The 16,574-nt window shown below is 39.1% G+C and carries 12 protein-coding genes and 5 pseudogenes; 7 read left to right on the forward strand and 10 right to left on the reverse strand.

Annotated elements, in window-relative coordinates; translation table 11 throughout:
* Positions 1-6: 6 nt before the first annotated feature.
* The 4 genes and pseudogenes from ACU8V8_RS03765 to ilvC all read right to left on the reverse strand — a co-directional run bounded on the left by ACU8V8_RS03765 (position 7) and on the right by ilvC (position 4,468).
* Positions 7-384, reverse strand: coding sequence for a tetratricopeptide repeat protein (locus ACU8V8_RS03765; RefSeq protein ID WP_446888895.1), 378 nt, complete (start codon positions 382-384; stop codon positions 7-9).
* A gap of 187 nt (positions 385-571) precedes the next feature.
* Complete coding sequence (locus ACU8V8_RS03770; RefSeq protein ID WP_446888896.1) at positions 572-751, reverse strand: hypothetical protein; 180 nt, start codon at positions 749-751, stop codon at positions 572-574.
* A gap of 86 nt (positions 752-837) precedes the next feature.
* Positions 838-2,752, reverse strand: a pseudogene (locus ACU8V8_RS03775) (methyl-accepting chemotaxis protein).
* A gap of 242 nt (positions 2,753-2,994) precedes the next feature.
* Positions 2,995-4,468: pseudogene (gene ilvC, locus ACU8V8_RS03780) on the reverse strand (ketol-acid reductoisomerase).
* 149 nt (positions 4,469-4,617) lie between these two features.
* Here ilvC and ilvY point away from each other — a divergent pair.
* The 5 genes and pseudogenes from ilvY (at position 4,618) to ACU8V8_RS03805 (ending at position 8,849) form a co-directional block, all read left to right on the forward strand.
* A pseudogene (gene ilvY / locus ACU8V8_RS03785) lies at positions 4,618-5,542 on the forward strand (HTH-type transcriptional activator IlvY).
* A 106-nt stretch (positions 5,543-5,648) separates the two neighbouring features.
* Positions 5,649-6,506, forward strand: a complete 858-nt coding sequence (locus ACU8V8_RS03790) for a MipA/OmpV family protein (RefSeq protein WP_446888897.1) — start codon at positions 5,649-5,651, stop codon at positions 6,504-6,506.
* 1 nt (position 6,507) lies between these two features.
* On the forward strand, positions 6,508-6,930 hold the full coding sequence (locus ACU8V8_RS03795) for a DUF3019 domain-containing protein (protein WP_446888898.1): 423 nt from the start codon (positions 6,508-6,510) through the stop codon (positions 6,928-6,930).
* Positions 6,908-7,600: a response regulator gene (locus ACU8V8_RS03800; protein WP_446888899.1), complete on the forward strand. Its 693-nt coding sequence runs from the start codon at positions 6,908-6,910 to the stop codon at positions 7,598-7,600. The genes ACU8V8_RS03795 and ACU8V8_RS03800 overlap by 23 nt, the downstream gene beginning before the upstream one ends.
* A gap of 6 nt (positions 7,601-7,606) precedes the next feature.
* Positions 7,607-8,849 (forward strand): annotated as a pseudogene (locus ACU8V8_RS03805) (ATP-binding protein).
* 111 nt (positions 8,850-8,960) lie between these two features.
* Here the strand turns inward: ACU8V8_RS03805 and ACU8V8_RS03810 are convergent.
* From ACU8V8_RS03810 to ACU8V8_RS03820, 3 genes are all read right to left on the reverse strand, one after another.
* Positions 8,961-9,182: a DUF3820 family protein gene (locus ACU8V8_RS03810; RefSeq protein WP_446888900.1), complete on the reverse strand. Its 222-nt coding sequence runs from the start codon at positions 9,180-9,182 to the stop codon at positions 8,961-8,963.
* Between the two features lie 116 nt (positions 9,183-9,298).
* Entirely contained in the window at positions 9,299-9,541 is a 243-nt protein-coding gene (locus ACU8V8_RS03815) for a hypothetical protein (protein ID WP_446888901.1), read from the reverse strand.
* A gap of 335 nt (positions 9,542-9,876) precedes the next feature.
* Entirely contained in the window at positions 9,877-11,448 is a 1,572-nt protein-coding gene (locus ACU8V8_RS03820; protein WP_446888902.1) for a cation:proton antiporter domain-containing protein, read from the reverse strand.
* A 266-nt stretch (positions 11,449-11,714) separates the two neighbouring features.
* Between ACU8V8_RS03820 and ACU8V8_RS03825 the strand changes: the two genes are divergently transcribed.
* Together ACU8V8_RS03825 and ACU8V8_RS03830 are read left to right on the forward strand one after the other, a co-directional pair.
* Positions 11,715-12,458 carry a sporulation protein gene (locus ACU8V8_RS03825; RefSeq protein WP_446888903.1) on the forward strand — a complete coding sequence of 248 codons (744 nt, stop codon included), beginning with the start codon at positions 11,715-11,717 and terminating at the stop codon, positions 12,456-12,458.
* A gap of 62 nt (positions 12,459-12,520) precedes the next feature.
* Complete coding sequence (locus ACU8V8_RS03830) at positions 12,521-12,973, forward strand: GNAT family N-acetyltransferase (protein ID WP_446888904.1); 453 nt, start codon at positions 12,521-12,523, stop codon at positions 12,971-12,973.
* A gap of 16 nt (positions 12,974-12,989) precedes the next feature.
* On the opposite strand, the gene ACU8V8_RS03835 is transcribed toward ACU8V8_RS03830, so the two are convergent.
* The 3 genes and pseudogenes from ACU8V8_RS03835 to ACU8V8_RS03845 all read right to left on the reverse strand — a co-directional run bounded on the left by ACU8V8_RS03835 (position 12,990) and on the right by ACU8V8_RS03845 (position 16,573).
* A complete protein-coding gene (locus ACU8V8_RS03835; RefSeq protein ID WP_446888905.1) occupies positions 12,990-14,342 on the reverse strand; it encodes a sodium-dependent transporter in 1,353 nt (450 codons plus the stop codon).
* Between the two features lie 205 nt (positions 14,343-14,547).
* Positions 14,548-15,836 (reverse strand): annotated as a pseudogene (locus ACU8V8_RS03840) (sensor histidine kinase).
* 32 nt (positions 15,837-15,868) lie between these two features.
* Complete coding sequence (locus tag ACU8V8_RS03845) at positions 15,869-16,573, reverse strand: response regulator transcription factor (RefSeq protein WP_087530818.1); 705 nt, start codon at positions 16,571-16,573, stop codon at positions 15,869-15,871.
* Between the last annotated feature and the right edge of the window lies 1 nt (position 16,574).

The following is a 16,574-nucleotide window of genomic DNA, read 5'->3' on the forward strand; positions in this document are numbered from 1 at the left end:
TTATTCTTAAAAAACAGCCAGGTTCCCCCATACTCCTGAGTATAAGGGGTCAACTTTAGTTGCTGCTAAGAAGTAACTATATGCGCTATTATGTTGTTGTTTTAGCATAGCGGCTACCCCTTTATTGTTATAAAACATAGCTGTAATTCGTGCTTTTGAAATCGGAGTCGTTTTAAACGTCTCTGAGCGAGAGTTAGGGTCAAAGTCGACGACTAATGAATTTTCAGCGGTATATACATAAGTAATATTTGATCCACTATTGCGAGGTGAAGATACCCGCAGGTTGATGTGTCCAGTGAGTAGGTTATAACCTTTATTAAGTGCCCAATACTCTGGGATGTGTACTTGCTGAAATTGACTATGCATGCCTAAAAAGTCGGCCATGCTGTAAGCTAAAATAGACAGGGATAGGCAATTGGCATTTAAATTTTGATAAGCCTGATTCGCAATAAGCGTTGCACCAGATTGATATGAAAGTGACGCGTCACCATTATCGAGTAAAATTGCAGTAGCTTGCGAGTTGAACGCAAGTTTCGTTTCTTAGCTGGAAAGGCGGTAGTTAATTGTTGTTTTATGTCGTCATTGAGTTCAAAATCTCAGCTTCAGTTTCCACAGGCAATAAAGTAAATGGTTGATTTTGGCTAATGTTTGGTGGGGCGCCCAATGCTTGATTCGGTGTACTTTGGCAAGCCGTAATAAAGCTTATAAATAGCGTTATTACTAGGTATGTAAATCTGTTTGATGTTGTCATAATTCTGCCCCAATCAATCTTACACTTTACAAGTATAGTTTGTTTTTTGCTCGGAGCAGAATTCAATTGTTACAAAGCGTGTTTACTCAGCGCTTGTCAAAGGTTGCGACCAGTTTATCAAGTGTTTGAGCGCTGTTAGCTAAATCACTAATAGCTTGCTCTGTACTGATTTGTTCTTGCATTGCTTTATCGCTGATTTCACTTATTTGTTCTATAGTTCGGCCTACATCAGCGACCACAGTGCTTTGCTCTTCAGTTGCGGTAGCAATTAAAGTCGCCATATCGTTAATTTCATTAGCGGTATTGGTGATTGTTGTTAGTAATTGCACTGAATTTTGCATCGCAGATACACTATCTTGCGCTTTGTTTTTCGATAAACTAATGTTACTAACAACGTGGCTTGAGGTTGCTGTTAATTCCTCTATCATCGTTTGTATTTCGGTGGTTGATTGTGATGTTCGACTCGCAAGCGCACGCACTTCGTCAGCGACCACGGCAAAACCTCTACCGTGTTCACCCGCACGAGCCGATTCAATAGCTGCATTCAAGGCCAATAAATTTGTTTGCTCTGAAATCCCACGTATAGAATCAACTATGGTGGCAATTGCGATGGTTTTCTGTGCGAGTTGCTCAACCTGCTGCGTGATCACATCGATATCATCAGCTAGCGCTGAAATGGTCATTTGGCTTTGAGTGACCTGTTGATGACTTTGCTCGGTGTTTGCTTTGCTATCTTCGGTTAATTTTGCCGCGGTTGCTGCGCTACTGGCAATTTCTTGAACTGTTGCACCCATTTCATTTATCGCAGCTGCGACCGAGATCGTTTGATCTTTTTTGCGCATCCATTGCTTGTGAATTACGCTGCGCTTGATCAAAAACGAGTTGTGAACTTTGGCGTATTTCATGACTTTCACTGGCAACTTTTGCTATGGCTGTTTCAATTTTAGTAATAAATAAATTAAAACCATCACTTAGCTTGGCTAATTCAGGCTGTGTTGATTCAGGCAAGCGGTAGCCTAAATTAGCATCGCCTGAGCCTAAGCGAGTAAAAAGTTCAGCCATGTTTGAAAGAGGAGACGACAGTGAACGTGCAAGTAAGAAGCTAACTACCGAAGCTAGTAATGCAATTAACATAGCGAAGCTGATAATTTGCCATTGCAAATCACTGATCCCTGCAAACACTTCATCTTTAGCAACTTGTGCAACTACAAATAATTGGGTTCCTTTGATTGGGCTAGCTGCAAGAAAATAAGCTTCATCGTTTAGAGTAACTTCTAATAAATTAAACTCAGCGCTTTGTAATAATTTTCTTGAGACACCTTCGCCGTATAGGTTATCTAAACGGGCTTTAGCTACCTTATCGGCATCGGCATGAAGTTTTACTAACCCTTCATTATCGGTAATAAATACAAACCCAGTTTGCTCTATTTTAAACTGATTTAGTAGCGCTTGCATTGCTGAAATACTTTTTGCAAGTCCTGCTAAGCCGATACCGTTAGGTTGTTGGTGGTTAATAAACATTTTTACGTCATTTTCGCTTTCTTGAAAAATGCTGATAGAAAATGCTTGTTTACTCTGCTTAAAGTTATAAAACCATGCATCTTGTTGATTATTCAATATTCGTAAGAAGCCATCTTGATTCCAATATTGGGCACTTTCACGGTTTGCCCAAGATGCTGTGGCTAAGTTGTATTGACGTTGGACGCGTTTTAATTCTTCGATTAAAACTTCATCATTAGTGTCATTGCTAGCGGCCCAATTGAGAATGAATCGATTGCTAGAAATTTGCTGAGCAGCATTTTTTAATTGATTTATTTCTATGCTGATATAGTTGTTGATAGCTTGTACTTTGCTGGGCAATTCTGAGCCAATCATACGTTGTTCAATGATTTTTTTTGCACTATAAATGGATGTAAGTCCAATTAAAGCTGCGACGAGCAGGGCAATGCAGATACCTAAAAGTGTAATCTTTTGCGGAATAGGGGTGCGTTGTAAGAACATAATTTTGTGTTTATTTACTACTTTGGATAGTTATTTTAGCACAATACTATTGCACCGCGATGTTGATTGTTTTTAAAGGGGATGAAATGATAATTTTAACTTATGTTAGGTTAATTAGTTAAAACTAAATGTAAATGAAACTCGGACCTTGAGGTGGTTTGGGTATCAAGAAACGAAAAAGCCCACAGCATAAGCGTGTGGGCTTGGTTTCTAACAAGCGAAACTTTTATTGTCCAGGGATATTAAACAATCTTTTTCATCGCAGACATATAGCCGCGTAGTTTTGCACCCACGATTTCTACCGGATGCTCACGTAATACTTTGTTTATCTCGATTAATGTTTGGTTATCTACGTGGTTGCTTTGCTCACCAAGGCCTTTACCAATTACATCTGTAGAGATTCCTTTCATAAAATCAGCTAACAATGGTAAGCAGGCATGGTTATATAAGTAACAACCGTATTCTGCTGTATCAGAAATAGTACGGTTCATTTCAAATAGTTTTTTACGTGCAATGGTATTTGCAATCAATGGCGTTTCATGAAGAGACTCATAATACGCTGACTCTTCAATAATGCCCGCAGCAGTCATGGTTTCAAAGGCAAGCTCAACGCCTGCTTTAACCATAGCAACCATCAAGATACCGTTATCAAAAAATTCTTGCTCTGTAATTTCAACATCACCAGCAGGTGTTTTTTCAAAGTTAGTTTCAGCTGTTTCTGCGCGCCATTTTAATAGGTTTGCATCATCATTTGCCCAATCTTCCATCATAACGCGAGAGAAAGTTCCATCGATAATGTCATCTTGATGTTTATTGTATAGTGGGCGCATAATCTCTTTGAGTTGCTCACTTAATTCAAACGCTTTCACTTTTGCGGGGTTTGATAGACGGTCAAGCATATTTGTTACGCCACCGTACTTAAGTGCTTCTGTGATCACTTCCCAACCATATTGAATTAGCTTAGATGCGTAGCCTGGATCAATATCGTTTTCGATCATTTTATCGAAACATAAAATTGAACCGGTTTGCAACATACCGCAAAGGATGGTTTGCTCGCCCATCAAGTCAGATTTTACTTCAGCAATGAATGATGACTTAAGTACACCGGCTCTGTGTCCACCAGTGCCAGCAGCATAGGCCTTTGCTTGTGCTAAGCCATGACCTTGCGGATCGTTTTCTGGGTGCACGGCAATAAGTGTTGGAACACCAAAACCACGCTTATATTCTTCACGTACTTCAGAGCCTGGGCATTTTGGGGCAACCATGATAACGGTAATATCGTCACGTACTTGCATGCCTTCTTCAACAATATTGAAGCCATGAGAGTAAGCAAGCGTAGAGCCTTGTTTCATCATTGGCATGATAGCATTGACAACTGCTGTGTGTTGTTTGTCTGGCGTTAAATTAAGAACAACATCAGCGCTAGGAATTAATTCTTCATAAGTACCAACAGTAAAACCATTTTCAGAGGCATTTAAAAATGATTGGCGGCGTTCACTGATTGCTGAATCACGTAATGTATAAGAAACATCAAGGCCTGAGTCACGTAAGTTAAGGCCTTGATTTAAACCTTGTGCACCACAACCAACAATAACCAGCTTTTTTACCTTTTAGTGCTTGTACACCATCGGCAAACTCAGCAGGGTCCATAAATTCACACTGCGCTAATTGAGCTAATTGCTCGCGTAAAGGTAGAGTATTAAAATAATTCGCCATTGTTAGTATCCTATATATTCATATTTGTTAGATGCAAGCTCATTTTGTCTTGCTTGTAACTACCTTATGTAAAATTCATCCTTGCGTAAAATGATATATTTGAATTAAAGTGTTTCATAAAATGAAATGTCATTGCAGGGCTTAATATAATGGATCATAAACGTTTAGATTACTTTTTGGTGTTGGCTAAAACGCTGCATTTTGCTCGTGCTAGTGAGCTTTGTCATATTAGTGCGCCGACATTAAGCCGCAATATTAAACAGCTCGAAGAGGAGGTAGGTGTTGCCTTATTTAGTAGAGATAATCGTAGTGTTAAGTTAACACGGGAGGGGGAGTCGTTTATTGATTATGCCAATGCGACTCTAGCTAATTGGCAACGTTTTCGTACTACTATGCAAGATCCTGAGCAACCAGTTTATGGTAAGGTGAGTATCTATTGTTCAGTAACAGCTTCTTATAGCTTTTTTGCATCAAATATTGGAGCAACTTCGCCTGAAGCATCAACATATTGAAATAAAGCTCAACACAGGTGACCCTGCTTTAGCTATTAATCGCGTCTTAGATTCTCACGAAGAGATGGCCATAGCTGCCAAACCAGATAGGCTACCCGCACAAATCGCTTTTGCCAGTATTGGTTATTCTTCATTGGTTTTTATAGCGCCTAGAAGTCCATGTAGCATTACTGAAAAACTGGCCAATTTTAGCGATACTATTAACTGGTCACAGTTAGAGTTTATTGTTCCTGAGCAAGGCTTTACTCGACAGCGATTAGAACATTGGTGGAGTAAAAATAATATTAACGCAAAAATCTATGCTCAGGTGGCTGGTCATGAAGCCATGGTCTCCATGGTGAGCCTGGGCTTGGGCATTGCCATGGTGCCAAAGATCGTATTAGATAACTCTCCACTTAAAGATAAAGTTCAAATAATTAACGATCAACGTGAAGCACCAGTAGGCTTCGAAATAGGACTTGCTGTGCTAAGAAAAGAGCTTAGTGATCCAGCCCTCACAGCATTGTGGGATATTGCTAAAGAGTTGAAGGAAATAAATAGCATTTCGTTAAATATGATATAGGTACATATGTATCAAAAGTGTGAATGATTGTAATCAGCTAGGGATAAGTGATTAATACCTTGCTATTATGTCGTTATCAGTAGTTCTAATTCATATAAGAAAAACAATGAAGTTGATAACTTATATTTTGGGGGTAGTTAGTATCTCATTTGGTATTGTTGCAGCCTCTTTTGCGCAACAATCTGAAGTTGATCCTAGCCAAAATATTATCACAGGGCAGTGGCACCTCAGTTTAAACACTGGGTTAGGTGTTATGACAAATCCGTTACAAGGCGGTGATGATTTACCTTTAGTATTGATCCCTGAAGTTGCTTTTTACGCTGAGCAGTTCTTTTTCGATAACGGTCGTGTTGGTTACAGCTTAAAACCTGACTCACCCCATGTATTTAACCTAGTTGCTGAATTAAACCCCGAAACACGCTTTTTTGTTGATTGGCACCCAAGCAACATATTCGCTTTATCGACATCGAACTCATTAAATTTTGCGCAAAATGAGCAATCAGAACAACAGCCAAAAATAGCGATAAATGAATTAAATAAACGGAAGTGGGCATTGGATGCGGGGTTAAGCTACCATTATATTTACCAACAACATGTGTTTTCTATACAGACTTTGGCTGATGTGTCTGGTGTGTATGAAGGGTGGCGCACAGCGTTTCAATGGCAGATGCACCGTAAATTAGGTGAATTACAAATAAAGCCAAGTTTAGGCGTTTGGTATAAATCAGCCGAACTGAATGACTATTTTTATGGTTTAGCAGAAAAAGAAAGCCCATATGGTGCAATTGCTGTTGGTAGTAGCTGGCAGCCTTATGCTAAAATAGACGCCCGCTGGCCATTAAGTGAGGTCAATTCAGTGCGTTTTCATTTGGCATATTATGATTATTCTGCCTTAGATGACAGTCCGCTGTTCGAGCAAACGTATTCAATGACTGCTTTTATAGGAATTGATCATATTTTTTAATATGAAGTATCTACATTGTGCTGCGTACACTGTATTTTTGGTTTTTTGGCCAAGTAATGCAGTTGCAAAAAAAAGTAAGCTTAGCGTATCACCCAAAGTCTGTGTGGTTTCAGAACAACAAGATTTTTGTGATCTTGATTTAAAGTTTACAATTACATTGCCGCAGGCAATGGACGTGTGTTTGTATCAGCAAAAGCAACAATTAAAATGCTGGCAAAAAATGCAATTTACACACTTTGAATATAAAGCGCATGTTCAGGTTGAAACCATATACTCCTTGATCAATTCTCACACGGAAAAACCTATAGCGACCGCAAGCATTGAAGTACAAAGCACTCATGCTAAAACTACTCGGCGCAGGTTACGTTCTCCGTGGAGCTTTTTTAATTCTGGAGCTGCAAATGGCAAAAATTTTACTCGTTGAAGATGATTTAGGATTACAGCAATTAACGCGAGATTACCTAGTAAGTAATGGCCTTGAAGTTGCGGTGCTTGACCGTGGTGATGAGGTATTTGACTACCTTGAAAACAACCAAGTTGATTTAATGATTCTAGACGTTATGTTACCGGGAAAAGATGGTTTTAGCGTGTGTCGCCAAGTGCGAGATAAATTTAGTTTGCCTATTTTAATGCTTACTGCAAAGGGTGAGGATTTTGACCAAGTAATAGGGTTAGAGTTAGGCGCGGATGATTACGTAATTAAGCCAGTTGAGCCCCGTGTTTTGTTAGCCCGTATTAGTGCTTTACTTAGACGTGGTCAAGCAACAATTAAAGTGCCTGAAGAGCTTCAATTTGGTGATTTGAATATTGATAAAACGAGCCGCATTGTGCGCTTGAAAAATAATGAAATTACATTGACCTCTCATGAATTTGAGTTACTTTGGTTATTAGCATCAAATGCAGGTGAAGTGTTAAGTCGTGAGCATGTGCATCAGCACATGATAGGGCGCCAGTACGATGGTTTAGACCGCACCGTAGACGTACGAGTATCTCGTATTCGCAAAAAGCTAGGTGATAATAGCGATAAGCCTTATCGTATCAAAACAGTTTGGGGGCAAGGTTACTTATTTGTCTCAGATGCGTGGGGGATGTAATCGTTAATGGGGAAACTGTTTGCAAGTTTATATTTGTATATTATAGTTTCCCTGTTTCTAGTTAGTGGGGTTATTGAACAGCTTTGGCCCTATGAAGACTCTCAGCAACAATTATCTCTCGACGATGAATTTGGTCAATCCCTTTGGTTACTGGCTCAAACAGAACAAGGTGTTGCTCATATATCGGCAAATTTCGGCAGCAATATAGTACCAAAGCAAGATTTAGTCCTGCCAAAAGTTCAACAACAGACATTACAAAATAAACAATATATCTATCTATTTGATCAGCAACAGCGCGCTATTTGGTATGTCGCACTCGATAGTGAGCGGTTATTGCAAATTGGGCCTATCGACGTCTCAGCACCTGCGTTTTCTTCCGTTTGGCCATATTTATTATTGTTGTGTGTCGTCGGTATCCCAGTTGGTTTGTGGAGCTTTTTTGTTGTGGCGGGATTTTTCCAAACTGCGACAAGCGTGTGAAGCAGTCGATGGTTCACAAGATTTTGAGCTAAGTGAATCTTCAAAATCCTTTTTTCTACCGATTACCGACACATTGAGTGCGATGCAGCTTCGAATTCAGCATTTGTTAAATGCTCATCAAGAGCTTACGTCATCAGTTTCACACGAATTTCGAACGCCTTTAGCGCGATTAAAGTTTGCTCTGGCCATGCTAGAAGAACGCGTAACCGATGAAAAATCGTTCGATTATATTGATACTATGCAGTTAGACATTATTGAATTGGAGTCTTTAGTAAAAGAGATGTTGGATTATGCTCGCCTTGATAGTCAACAGCCAAACATGACTATGCAGCAATGTGACTTAGTGCAATTAGTGCATAGCGTGATCACTAAACTTAATTTTGCCACCGAAGTACAATTAGTGACAAACTTACCGCAACATTATGTTTATTTGTGTGATAGTCACTTTATCGCACGTTGCATTCAAAATTTGATAGGCAATGCGCTTAAGTACGCACAGCAGCAAGTTAAAATTAGTCTGGTAGAAGAGCCTCAGAGTATTTTACTTATTGTAGAAGACGATGGCCCAGGTATAGAAAAATCGCAATGGGAAGAAGTATTTAAACCCTTTGCACGGTTAGATAAAAGTCGAGATAAAAAAACTGGTGGCTTTGGTTTAGGTCTAGCAATTGTGGCTAAAATTGTTTCTTGGCACCAAGGGAGCTGTGAAGTTAGCAACTCTTCTTTTGGTGGCGCGAAGCTAACAGTCCGGTTGAATAAGCAACAATAAACATCGCGTCTATAAAAAAAGCGCCGATTAGGCGCTTTTTCATGGTTTAAACCAAAATCAACAAGTAGCAAAGTAGTAGACTAAGATCTTATTGATAAGTTCATTTTAAAATTAATATTTTTTATTTTTTAAAAGTGGCATTAACATTTCTTCCAAGCCATTAAGTTTGACTTCATACATCATGGCTAATTGGCTACCAAGTTGCCCTGCCGGAAAGCCTTGTTGTTTAAACCAAACTAAGTAAGGTTCAGGTAATAACAACAAAGGACGGCCAGCGTATTTACCAAATGGCATTTTTGTGTTGATTGCGCTTTTGAGTAGCTCAGTATCCATTTTTATCTTAAATCAGGAATTTAATGGCAAGCATATAATATAAAGAGGAAAGAAAATAGGCTGTGACGGGCAAGAAACAGCCTATTTAAAGCGAGGGAGTAGGCCTCGCTGTTTACTTAATGAATTTGATAACTTGGTTTTTTTACAAAGCCTAATTGCTTTAAGCGATTAATGATAGATGGATCGTCAATACGCTGCGGTGTTTCACTTTCTCGTAAAAAATGATCACTTGGTACCTGATAAAAATCCAGCATTTTTTGGAAAAGCACATCACGCATAGTCATCGCTGTCATTCCATTATTATGCATTTCGTCTAGGCGATTTTGCAGCTCGACTAGTTTAGAGCTTTTTGGAATCATCAGCCACTGCTTGAAACTGTATACTAAACTTGTCTTTCATTGAAAACCTTTACATTGCAAAAATCAAAAAAATAATTGACTATGTTTATATGCACATAAAAATTAATTTCTATGTTAAAAATAGATACTTACGAATTATCAATAACTGCAGTTTACTCTGTTTTACGGGGGGAAAGCCAATTTGGATGTAAAGCTTTGTAAATGTGCTTGACTTTATAATGGGTACTTAAAATAAGCCGCTTTAGCTGTCTAGATATAACTCAATGAATATTAAATAAAAATAGTTATCAGTTCCCTACTTGGTACTGATAACTATTTTTTCTTAGTGTTTGCCATTAAGAAAATAATTTCTGTTTAACGTGTTCAGCAAATCCACTACCTGCTTCTAGGTAGAAGTTGTAGGTCGAATCAACACCCATTTCTTCTAGCTCTTTTTGCTGATCGGGGTAGTTTGCAATAGCAGTCACCTGTCCTTGATAGCCAGAAGCTTTGAGTTGTTCAAGGGCAAAAATATTTTGCATATGCTTTGGCATAGCCAACATTATCATTTCGACATGGGAGTGATTAACTCGTTGCCAAAAGTCAGGATCGGTCGCATCCGCGAGTAGGGCTTTACGCCCACGACTAATGTGCTTATCGACTACTTCAGGTTTAATATCAACGCCAGCAACAACACCTGGATGAGTTACATTGATTGTTTCATATGCACCGGTCCCAATACGACCCATCCCAAAAATAACGATTTTTGTATTGTTTAGGTTAACAGGTAACTCTTCTGCTAAACGGGTTGGGCTTTCAAACCGTAGTAGCCATTTTTCAATTTTAACGTAAATTTCATTGGAGCGTTTATTAAGCGGTGAGGCAATAACAAATGTAAGCGATACTGCAATGGCCATAACTGCCAACCATTCTGGAGTGATCATACCACTCGTTGTTGCGACCATGCATACAATTAAACCAAATTCACTGTAATTTGTTAACGTAAACGCACTTAATAAAGATGTACGGGCACGTAATTTAAATACATTGGTTAGCATGTAATAAACAACTACTTTTAATGGCAGTACACATACGATAACTAAAGCGATAAATAGTGAGTTAATTGTCAGCTCAGCGCCTAAGCCAATGGTTAAGAAAAACCCAACTAAGAGAATTTCTTTTAAGTTGAGGAGTGATTTAGCAAGCTCACTGGCTTTTCTGTGTGGCGCGAAAATCATGCCGATAATGAGCGCTCCTAAGTCACCTTTTAGGCCCGCAAACTCAAAAGCATGATAGCCAATTACTAGAGCAAAAAAGAAGCCAAACAAGGGTAAGAGCTCACCATGTTTAGAGCGATTCAATATCCAAAACATCACAGGACGTAGCAAAGGCAATAATACAAACAATGCAATTGCCCAACCGTTAGGTATTTTACCAGTACTAATGGCTAAAAAAATCACAGCAAAGATATCTTGCATAACTAAAATACCAATAGCAATTTTACCATGTAGACTGGCCATTTCACCGCGCTCTTCAAGCACTTTTACAGCAAATACGGTACTAGAAAAGCTAAAGGCAAATCCTACTAGTAAGGCGCTTTGCCAGCTCAGTTCTTTAAATAAAGGCAGAGCAAGTGATCCAAGTACAAGCATCAAGCCACAAAAAAGCAAGCTACTAAAAATAATGTGTAATGAAGCTGGAGCCCACACTTGCGGCTTAATTAAGTTTGCAACTCTCAGCTTTAAGCCAATGCTAAAAAGTAATAAGGTTACACCGAGATCAGCAATAGTATTGAGCAACTCAGTGCTTTTAAATCCAGCTAAATTTAGCGTAAAACCTGCAACTAAAAAGCCAATTAATGGCGGGAGCTTAAGTTGATAAACGACAAAACCGCAGACAAAAGCTGCTGCAAAATATAATAGTTCCATAATACTTAACGTGACTTCATTTGTTATAACAGTGTATCGAAAGATCCGTATTTTTGAAATTAAATAGTATGTAAAGTGATGATGAAAACCACATAAATCAGGTTCGGTTTGTATAAAAAACACTCTCTCGCACATGTTTTAGCTGAAAATCTAAAGAAATCACTATTTTTTCACTGACATCAGCTTTTAAATGTGGTTAAGATGCATTAACAAAGGATTTTAAGTGCAATTTTAGTAGTGGATAAGTTGTACTTAAGGAGAGATAGATGTTTAAAAAGATTCTTGCATCAGTCGGTATTGGTGCAGCAAAAGTTGATACCATTTTAGAAACTGAACACTTGCAGCCAGGGCAAAAGTTTAATGCTCAAATCGTTATTACTGCAGGAGATGTTAGCCAAGAGATTTCAGGTCTCGATCTTGCGCTTATGACTCGAGTTAAAGTTGAAGGTGAGGATGGCAGCTATTTTACTAATCACGTTATCGACAAATGGCGTATTACAGACATTGGTATAATAGAGCCAGGTCAAGAGAAGCATATTCCATTTGAAGCACGCTTGCATTCAGAAACACCTATTACTGAAATTAACGCTGGCTATAATCAATCCCATGTTTGGCTTGAGACGGGGTTGGATATTGATTTAGCGCTTGACCCAAGTGATAAAGATCACCTACATATTTATCCAAACGACGCTGTTAATACATTTATGCAAGCAATGGATAAACTGGGTTTTAGTTTGGTTAAAGCGGATGTTGAAAAAGGTTTCTTACGTGCTTCAACATTTAGCTCAGTGTCAGGTTGTTATCAAGAGCTAGAATATAAGCCTAATAGTCGTAGCTTGTTTGGTCTGCAAGAAGTAGAGCTATCTTTTGTGCCTGAAGCGCATAAAACTCATGTTTTAATTGAGTTAGACAGGGCATTTCGTGGTGACGGTTATGTTGACCTTACTATAGAGCATGATCATGTCAACCTTTCGCAATTGTGCGACCAACTTGAGCGCTTATTTGCTTAACGTTAAAATGAACACATTAATTACAGCCCAGTATCGTCTGGGCTTTTTTATCAGGGTTTTTTATGAATTTAACGGTGAAGCCATTTTCAGCTCTTACAACCAATGAGTTATTTATTATTGCAAAAGGTCGAGTTGATGTATTCGTAGTTGAACAAGCATGTGCATACCCAGAGTTAGATGAAGTAGATTGTCACAGTGCAACACGGCACCTGTATTGGTTTGATGTAGAGCGACTGGGTGCTTATGCCCGTTGCTATGTTAAAAATGAACAGTACAGTGCTATTGGACGGGTACTTATCAATGAATCACAGCGTGGTAGTGGGTTTGCAAAAAAGCTAGTGAAGCAGGCTATCGCTGTATGTGTTGAGCAATGGCCTAGCAAAGATGTGTATATAGGTGCGCAAACCTACTTACTCGATTTTTACCGGGGTTTTGGATTTACAGCCATTGCACAACCCTATTTAGAAGACGGTATTGAACATCAAGATATGATTTTAAAAAATCCATCAGCTTAGCTGATGGATTTAATTATTAACCAAATATAGAGTTAATGAATACAAGTCCGATTGCAATTGGGCAAATAAACTTTATGTACCAAGGCCATACTTTCCAAAATAAACTGTTAGCTACATCTGGGCAGCCTTGTTTTATTTCGTTCAGTAGTGAGTTTCTATACCAAATCCAACCAACAAACAGGCAACACATCAAGCCCAGTAGCGGCTGGCCAAATTTGGTGGTTATGGTGATTACTAAACCAAATAAAGCGCCAAAGTTAATTACAATGATTGAACTTACCAAGGTAATTATTGCACCGATTAGCCAGGTTGCTTTTACCCTTTCTAGTGCAAAGCGCTCAACAGCATATGATACAGGAGCTTCAAGCATAGAAATTGAAGAGGTGAGTGCAGCTATACTCATTAAAGCAAAAAAAGCAAAACCTACAAATAGACCTATTGTGCCCATACCATCAAATAGCGCCGGTAATACCTGAAACACTAGAGTGTCCTCTGATAGCAATTTACCAGTGTCACTGAAAATCTCAACGCCTTGTGCTTGCGCTACATACATGGCCGGGATAATCAGTAATCCCGCAACAAAGGCGATGAATACATCAATAAGGGTTACATAAGCACCCAGTGACACAAGATTTTCTTTTTTACTGATATAAGAGCCATAAATGATCATCACACTGGTGCCAAGTGACAATGAAAAGAATGCTTGGCCCAAAGCATTAACTAATAATTCTGGGTTTAGAATTGAGCTAAAATCAGGCACTAAGTATGCTTTAAGCCCTGTCATTGCACCTTCTTGCATCATTACATAAATAATCAGCGCAAATAAAATAGATAGTAGTGCAGGCATTAAGCGTTTTGACCATTTTTCAATGCCATTCTCAACGCCACGACTAATGATTGCAACGGTTAAAACTATGAAGCCTGCAGTAAATAGTAGGTTTCTTGATAGTGATTGTTCACTTAACCAACTGGCGGTACTGTCGCTACCACTAAGTGTTGCTATTGGAGCAAAAGTTGCACTTATCATCCAACCAGCCACTATGGCATAAAAACTTAAAATCAGTCCTGCACAAATTATCCCACCAAAGCCAACAACAAAGGCAAAACGCTTTTGTGCGTCAGAATTCGAGATTTTACGTAAAGAGGAAACTGCATTTGCTTGCCCATGACGGCCAATTGTCAGCTCAGCCATTAATGCAGGATAAGCTAAACAAAAAGCGAGGATAAGATAGGCAACCAAAAATGCTGCACCGCCATTACTAGCTGTTTGGGTGGGGAATCCCCAAATATTTCCCAGACCCACCGCTGAGCCAGCTGCGGCCATGATGAATCCAAATCGGGAGCTGAACTCCCCTCTAATTGCGCTCATTATTATTACTTCTCTATTGTGTGACGGCGGTGACAATCTACTGTAAATGCTAAAAAATAAAAAGCACTTATTTTTTCATATAAGCGTGTTTGCTTGATTTTGAATCATTGCTAGCGTACGTTTACATTTCGGTGGTTGCTAAGTGATTGTATAGTTTAACATTTCAATGAAACACTTGATGTAAACTGTAACATAATGGTTACATTTAAGTGGTGTCGTGTATTTTTAAGGTAAAACAGGCGCCAGGTAGTCGTTTACTTCGCCCTACAATAACTGAACCATGATGCCAATCAGCAACTTTGGCAACAATTGCTAAACCTAAACCATAGCTCTGATCACCACGGTTACGGTGACTCTGTTCTTGGAAAAAGGGGCTAAATACCTTATGCCAATTAGTTTCATCAATACCCGGGCCATCATCCTCGACGGTGAAAACAACCATTTGGCTTTGCTTGTAAGCAGATAGAATAATTTTTCGTTAGCAAAATCACATGCATTACTGAGTAAGTTACTGATTGCCCTCGCAAGCCAATGTAAGTCGGCACAAATACTAATATCGCTACAATTTAGTTCCAAGTCGAGCTGCTGCTTAATAATCTTAGGCTCAAGCTGTTGTACTACAGTGGTTAAATATGCATTTAACTGGGTTCGTGTATAAGTCAGTTGTGTCGCTTTTTGCTCTAAAGTGGCAAATGCTAAGTAGCTTTTTAAGCATTGACTCCATTTGATCTAAATCTGACTCCATTCTTGATAAGTAATTTTGTTTTTTTTGTTCGTCAGTACAATCGAGTGCTGCATCTAAGCCAAAGCGTAAGCATGCAATTGGTGTACGAATATCATGTGATAAACTAGACGCCATGAGTTTGTTTTCATCAAGCAGCTTTTCAATCTGGCTAGCCATGCGATTAAATGTCATCTCGACGTCTTTAATATAAGTAAAATGGGAGACCGTTATCCGTGCTTGTAAATTACCACTGGCGAACTGTTTAGCAGCTTCATTCACTACACTCAAGCGTTTAGCAAGCGGCGCAATAATAAAGCCCATAAAGACACATAAACCCGCATAAAAAGAGCAAAGTGAGCAACATATCATTTTGCTGGGTAAGTTCTTGGCGCTTTTCTAATCGTAGCTTTAAATGAAAAGGTGCAAGCTGACTGTTACTGTAGAGCAAGTAAAAACCCCTGTTGATCTTCGAGGATAAGGCCACCTTGTTTATTCATTTCATTGACTAATGAAGTCGGTAAAGCGAGTGCTTGAGTAGCTCTGTATGTTAAAGGTAAAGAAAACTGGGTTGCCAGTTGCTGGGTAAAAGAGGCTCTTTGCTCCATCGCAACTGCACTTACTTGTTGGCTAAACCCCATAAGTAACTTACTTTGTAATTCAAACTCATCTTTACTACTGTAAGTTTGCTGGCTAAATGCATCGATAAGCCAACCCAGTACCACGATTGAAAGTAGGGCGCTGCCTAGTAATGAAATATAAAACTTTTTCATTGCTTGCTATAACCTCGGCTCGTTTTTTACATTTACCATGCACTGGCAACAAGTAGGTAGCCTCGGCCCCAAATCGTTTTTATTTTTTCTGGGTGTTGTGAGTCATCATTAAACTTTTTACGCAGTGCAGAAATAAGCACATCTACGCTGCGGTCTAGGCCATCATATTCGCGTCCTTTGGTTGCTTTAAATACCGCATCGCGCGAAACAACTTGCCCTGCATTAGCTGCCAAATATTGAAGCAACAAGTATTCCGCACTCGAAATGGGTTGCTCTACATTATTAATAAACACATTTCGAGCTTGAGTATCAATTTTTAATGAGCCAACTTCGATAATAGTGTCGTCTTGTCTGTTATCTGAAGTATCATTATTTAAACGCAGCGCAGCTTTTATACGTGCAAGTAATGCTCTGGGTCTGACTGGTTTCATTATGTAGTCACTTGCGCCTACTTCTAAGCCGATCACTTCATCCATTTCATCATCGCGTGCGGTAAGCATAATTATAGGGCGTTGATAGAATTGGCGAAGTTCTCTACATACACTGATGCCATCTTGGCCAGGCAACATTACATCAAGTAAAATTAAATCTGGGTTTAATTGTTTTACTTGCGTAACAACTTGATCGCCACGAGCGCATATCTGTGCGGTATAACCTTGCTCAGTTAAATACTCAGCTACCCATTGTGCAAGGGAACTGTCATCTTCTACTAGTAAAATGGTGCCGTAATTATCCATA

The organism is Pseudoalteromonas sp. SaAl2 (assembly GCF_052947895.1).

Excerpts from the sequence above, each read along its gene's own strand:
- ACU8V8_RS03765 (WP_446888895.1), bottom strand. The coding sequence starts at position 384 with ATGGCCGACTTTTTAGGCATGCATAGTCAATTTCAGCAAGTACACATC.
- ACU8V8_RS03770 (WP_446888896.1), bottom strand. The coding sequence starts at position 751 with ATGACAACATCAAACAGATTTACATACCTAGTAATAACGCTATTTATA.
- ACU8V8_RS03790 (WP_446888897.1), top strand. The coding sequence starts at position 5,649 with ATGAAGTTGATAACTTATATTTTGGGGGTAGTTAGTATCTCATTTGGT.
- ACU8V8_RS03795 (WP_446888898.1), top strand. The coding sequence starts at position 6,508 with ATGAAGTATCTACATTGTGCTGCGTACACTGTATTTTTGGTTTTTTGG.
- ACU8V8_RS03800 (WP_446888899.1), top strand. The coding sequence starts at position 6,908 with ATGGCAAAAATTTTACTCGTTGAAGATGATTTAGGATTACAGCAATTA.
- ACU8V8_RS03810 (WP_446888900.1), bottom strand. The coding sequence starts at position 9,182 with ATGGATACTGAGCTACTCAAAAGCGCAATCAACACAAAAATGCCATTT.
- ACU8V8_RS03815 (WP_446888901.1), bottom strand. The coding sequence starts at position 9,541 with ATGATTCCAAAAAGCTCTAAACTAGTCGAGCTGCAAAATCGCCTAGAC.
- ACU8V8_RS03820 (WP_446888902.1), bottom strand. The coding sequence starts at position 11,448 with ATGGAACTATTATATTTTGCAGCAGCTTTTGTCTGCGGTTTTGTCGTT.
- ACU8V8_RS03825 (WP_446888903.1), top strand. The coding sequence starts at position 11,715 with ATGTTTAAAAAGATTCTTGCATCAGTCGGTATTGGTGCAGCAAAAGTT.
- ACU8V8_RS03830 (WP_446888904.1), top strand. The coding sequence starts at position 12,521 with ATGAATTTAACGGTGAAGCCATTTTCAGCTCTTACAACCAATGAGTTA.
- ACU8V8_RS03835 (WP_446888905.1), bottom strand. The coding sequence starts at position 14,342 with ATGAGCGCAATTAGAGGGGAGTTCAGCTCCCGATTTGGATTCATCATG.
- ACU8V8_RS03845 (WP_087530818.1), bottom strand. The coding sequence starts at position 16,573 with ATGGATAATTACGGCACCATTTTACTAGTAGAAGATGACAGTTCCCTT.